This window comes from Nonomuraea sp. H19, from assembly GCF_052068215.1.
In the GTDB taxonomy this organism is placed as follows: Bacteria; Actinomycetota; Actinomycetes; order Streptosporangiales; family Streptosporangiaceae; genus Nonomuraea.
On sequence record NZ_JBQHCV010000090.1, the window covers coordinates 1 to 4453 of the forward strand.

Here is a 4453-nt window from a genome sequence, read left to right on the forward strand (position 1 = left end):
ACTGAGCCGGTCGGCGCCCGTCGTCGTGGGATCGGTGCCGGCGAGGGTGTTCAGGACGGTCATCGCCGCAGGCATGGCGGCGGGGTCTTCGAGGACGACGTCCAGGCGGTCCCCGATCGTGGCCTTCAGCTCGTCGGGAGTGCCGGTGGCGATCACCTGCCCGTGGTCGACGACGGCGATGTCGTCGGCCAGCTGGTCGGCTTCGTCCAGGTACTGGGTGGTGAGGAGCACCGTGGTGCCGTCGGCCACCAGCTCGCGGACGCTGTCCCAGATCTCGCCGCGGCTGCGCGGGTCCAGGCCGGTGGTCGGCTCGTCCAGGAAGAGCACGTCGGGGCGCAGGATGAGGCAGGTGATCAGGTCGAGGCGGCGGCGCATGCCGCCGGAGTAGCCGGTGACCTGGCGATCGGCGGCGTCCATCAGGCCGAAGCGCTCCAGCAGCTCGTCGGCCCGCTGGTGCGCCTGGCGCCGGGACAGGTGGGAGAGGCGCCCGAACATGCGCAGGTTGCCACGGCCGGTGAGCTTGTCGTCCACGGCGGCGTACTGGCCCGCGAGCCCGATCCTGGCGCGCACCTCGCCGGCGTCGCGGACGACGTCGTATCCGGCGATGCGGGCGTGCCCGGCATCGGGATCGGACAAGGTCGCCAGGATGCGCACCGCGGTCGTCTTCCCCGCGCCGTTGGGCCCCAGCACGCCGCAGACCGTTCCTCTCGGAACGCTCAGGTCCAGCCCCCGCAGCGCATGGGTGTCGCCGAAGGACTTGTGCAGCCCGTCGGCGACCACGATCGGATCCGCCATGATCCCTCCACTGGGTACGTTGTACGCGGTCATGGCGGCCAGGCTAGGGGACTGGGTACTATGTACGCAAGTAGGAGGTGGAACGGTGACCGACGCCGAGTACGTGAACATCTGGATGCGGCCCGAGCGCCCCGCCCGCGGGCCCAAGCCGGCCTACAGTCGCGCGCAGATCGCCGAGGCGGCGATCCGGATCGCCGACGCCGAAGGGCTGGAGGCCGCCACCATGCGGCGGATCGCCGCCGAGATCGGCGCCGGCGCGATGTCCCTCTACCGCTACGTCCCGAGCCGCGACAACCTGGTCGAGCTCATGGCCGACCGGCTGATGGGCGAGATCGACGTCACGGGCATGCCCTCGGGCGACTGGCGCGCCGACCTGACCCGCTACGCCGACGGGCTGCGGGCCATGTGGCTGAGACACCCGTGGATCGCCACCGTGCAGCGGTCACTCCCCAGCTTCGGCCCCAACCAGCTGCTCTTGATCGAACGGCTGATGGGAGTGCTCGACGCCTTCGTCTCCATCGACGAGAACCTCGGCCTCATTGCCATGCTGAACGGCTACGTCGAGGGCACCGTCCGCGAGGAGAACAGCGCGGCCGCGGAAGTCCGCCGCAGCGGGCTCAGCGAGTCGGAGTGGATGGCGCGGAGCTACTCGTACGTTGACCAGCTGGTGAAGAGCGGGAAGTACCCGATCTTCACCAAGATCGTGATGGAGGCGCGCCAGCCGCACCTGAGCCGCGACGACCAGTTCCGGTACGGGCTCCAGCGCGTCCTCGACTGCATCGCCGCGGCCCTCCCGTCAACGGCCGAGTCTCCGATGTCGGCGCACCGAGAGGGGCGGGAAGAACAGGACGGGCCAGGGCAGGCTCGTAGTCGACCATCCGAGAGGGCAGCAAGAGCGAAATAGACGCACAAGCCATGCCTATATGCCACACCGAAAGGGCTCAGCGGCGGCCGTGCCTGGTCACGGGTGGAGTCCAGGGCTTGCCGATGCCGGGGTTATTCCCCGACGGGCATGGGCTGGACGCCTGCACATTCCCAGCCCGTCCGGACTGCTACGCGGGGCGCGGCTGGTCGTCCGGGCGGTGGTTCAGCGGACGGACAGCAGGGACGCGCAGCCGCTCGATGTCGTCCCGCAGTTCGGCGGCGGGTCGCAGGTCGTAGGCCATGGTCGTCTCCGGCCTTGCGTGTCCGGCCAGCTTGGCGGCTTTGATGGCGTCCACGACCGGCAGCGGCGTTGCTGATGAAGGTGCGGCGCATGTCGTGCGGCCGTACTCTGCGGGTGCCCGCCTGCTGGCTTCTCTTGGTCAGGATGTCGGCGATGCCCTGGGGCTGCATGTGGCGGGGCCTGCCGTTCTTCGTTCGCGGAGCGCCGTTGCGTTCCAGGCGCGGGAACAGCGCGGCGGTCCAGGTCGCGCTCCAGCCGGGTCCGGGGGTGGCGAAGGGCTGCCGGGCGGTGTCCGGAAATGCGGCAGCAGTGCCGGTTAGCAGGGCACAGGCGGTGATGGCCGTTACGGTCAGCAGCCGTCGCGTGGCGGAGGACATGGTTCTCCCCGGGTGATGGGCCAGGTGTTGGCGGCGTCGAAGAAGGCGTGGAGGTGGCGGATGCGCCCGTCGGCGAATACGGCGACGTCCGAGCCGGTCGCAGCGGGGATGCCGGCTTCGGGATCGCCGAACCGCCAGAAGAAGCGGGCCTGGTGGGGGTGAACGTCGACCGGGGCGGTCAGGTCGAAGCGGAAACCGGGGGGAATCCGCTGATGCAGGGCGGCGAACGCCGCATCCAGCGCGTCGTGTCCTTCGACGGCAATCTCCAGGTCGGTGTTGGCGCAGTCGGGGCTGAGGATCTCCTCGATGGCGGCGCGCCGCCCGGCGGCGTCGGTGTCGTTGATGGCGTCGATGAACCGGTGGATGAGATCGGCGTAGTTCATGAGTTTCTCCTTGTCAGCGCTGGACGGTGACGACGATCTTGCCGACCTGGGTGTTGGACTCCATGTAGCGGTGGGCCTCGACGATGTCAGCCAGGTCGAAGGTGCGGTCGATGACCGGGGCGAGCGCTCCGGCGCGCAGGCCGTCGGTGATGAAGGTCTCGGCCCGGCGAACCCGTTCCTCATCGGCGAACAGGTGGAAGATGGCGTAGCCGTAGACGTTGATCGGCCACCACATCGGCAGCCGGGTGGGCCGCCCGTCCAGTGAGCCGTAGACGATCAGCATGCCGTCCGGGGCCACGGCCTGCGCCAGGTCGGGCAGGCCGGGCCCGGCGACGCCGTCGTAGATCAGCCGCGCGCCGCGCTCGTCGGTGAGGGCGTGCACCTGCTTCACCACGTCGCCGTCGTCGGCGGCGATCACATGGGCGGCGCCCGCGGCCAGCAGCCGGTCGGTCTTGGCGCCGGTCCTGGTCACCGCGATGGGCGTGGCGCCCAGGTGGGCGGCGATCTGGATGGCGGCCAGGCCGACGCTGCTGGAGGCGGCCGTGATGACCACGTCATCGCCGGGCTGCAGCCTGCCGACCTCGACCAGTGCGCCGTAGGAGGTGAATGCGGGCACCCACAGGGCCGCGCCGGTCACGGCGTCCATGTGCTCCGGGCGGCGGATCAGCCGCTTGGCCGCCACGATGGCCCGGTCGGCGTAGATGCCGTGGATGGACATCCCGTCGTCGTTCGGCTTGGCCACGATGCTGACCGCGTCGCCGGCGGACACGTCGGTCACGCCCGGTCCGACGGCTTCCACGACGCCGGCGGCCTCGGTGCCCAGGCGCGAGCCGGGCAGCACCGCGTCGTAGTAGTACCGGCCGGTGCGCAGGAACACCTCGCCCCGGTTGAGGCCGAACGCGTCGATGCGGACCCGCGCCTCGCCGGGGCCGGGCTCACCGATCTCCACGTCCGTGAGGTAGAGCACCTCGGGACCGCCGAGCTCGTCGAACAGGACCGTCCTGGCTTTCATCACGAATCATTCCCTCTGTCATACGGAGTATACGCCGATCAAACTTAGAACGGCGTTCAAACTTTGTGCGCCGTACTCTAACGTAGCGGTGTAAGCTGTCAAGCGTGCAAGAGCAGACAGTGGGCCGACGGGCACGGTTGCGGGCGCAGACCACCGCGGAGATCAAGGCCATCGCGCTCAAGCACCTGAGCGAGGGCGGCCCCGACGCGGTCTCGCTGCGGGCGATCGGCCGCGAGATGGGCATGAGCGGCAGCGCCATCTACAGCTACTTCGAGACCCGCGACGCGTTGATCACCACGTTGATCAACGACATCTACTCCTCGCTGCTGGACCAGGTGGAGACCGCCCGCGACGCCGTCGCCTACGACGACATCGCCGGCCGCATCCAGGCCTGGGGGCAGGCCGTGCGCGCCTGGTCGCTGGCCAACCCCGAAGGCTTCCGGCTGATCTACGGCGATCCGGTCGCCGGCTACCACGCGCCCGCAGGGGGCCCGGCCCCCGAGGCCGCTAAACGCGCCTGCCTGGGACTCACTGAACTGGCCGCCGCCGCCTGGCCGTACGCGGAAGCCACCCAGGCATCCACCGACCACCAGTGGTCGGACTTCTCACCCGGCCTGGCCGCCACCATCCGCGAGCATTTCCCTGACCTGCCCCCGGCCGCCGTCGCCCTCGCGCTGCGCATGTGGGGCCGCATGCACGGTCTGATCTCCCTGGAGGTCTA

Annotated in this window: 6 protein-coding genes; 2 read left to right on the plus strand and 4 right to left on the minus strand. The window is 69.9% G+C overall.

Annotation, left to right across the window (positions count from 1 at the left end; genetic code table 11):
- A partial coding sequence (locus ACTMTI_RS56495; protein ID WP_441129338.1) for an ATP-binding cassette domain-containing protein occupies positions 1-795 on the minus strand: 795 nt, incomplete at its 3' end.
- 85 nt (positions 796-880) lie between these two features.
- On the opposite strand from ACTMTI_RS56495, the gene ACTMTI_RS56500 reads away from it, so the two are divergent.
- On the plus strand, positions 881-1699 hold the full coding sequence (locus ACTMTI_RS56500) for a TetR/AcrR family transcriptional regulator (RefSeq protein ID WP_441129339.1): 819 nt from the start codon (positions 881-883) through the stop codon (positions 1697-1699).
- A 148-nt stretch (positions 1700-1847) separates the two neighbouring features.
- Here ACTMTI_RS56500 and ACTMTI_RS56505 read toward each other — a convergent pair whose 3' ends face one another.
- The 3 genes from ACTMTI_RS56505 to ACTMTI_RS56515 form a co-directional block, all read right to left on the minus strand.
- A complete protein-coding gene (locus ACTMTI_RS56505; protein WP_441129340.1) occupies positions 1848-2015 on the minus strand; it encodes a hypothetical protein in 168 nt (55 codons plus the stop codon).
- Positions 2016-2309: 294 nt separating this feature from the next.
- A complete protein-coding gene (locus tag ACTMTI_RS56510; protein ID WP_441129341.1) occupies positions 2310-2720 on the minus strand; it encodes a nuclear transport factor 2 family protein in 411 nt (136 codons plus the stop codon).
- Between the two features lie 13 nt (positions 2721-2733).
- Positions 2734-3732 carry a zinc-dependent alcohol dehydrogenase family protein gene (locus ACTMTI_RS56515; protein WP_441129342.1) on the minus strand — a complete coding sequence of 333 codons (999 nt, stop codon included), beginning with the start codon at positions 3730-3732 and terminating at the stop codon, positions 2734-2736.
- A 104-nt stretch (positions 3733-3836) separates the two neighbouring features.
- Between ACTMTI_RS56515 and ACTMTI_RS56520 the strand changes: the two genes are divergently transcribed.
- Positions 3837-4453, plus strand: a 617-nt coding sequence (locus ACTMTI_RS56520; protein ID WP_441129343.1) for a TetR/AcrR family transcriptional regulator, incomplete at its 3' end; no start/stop codon positions are given.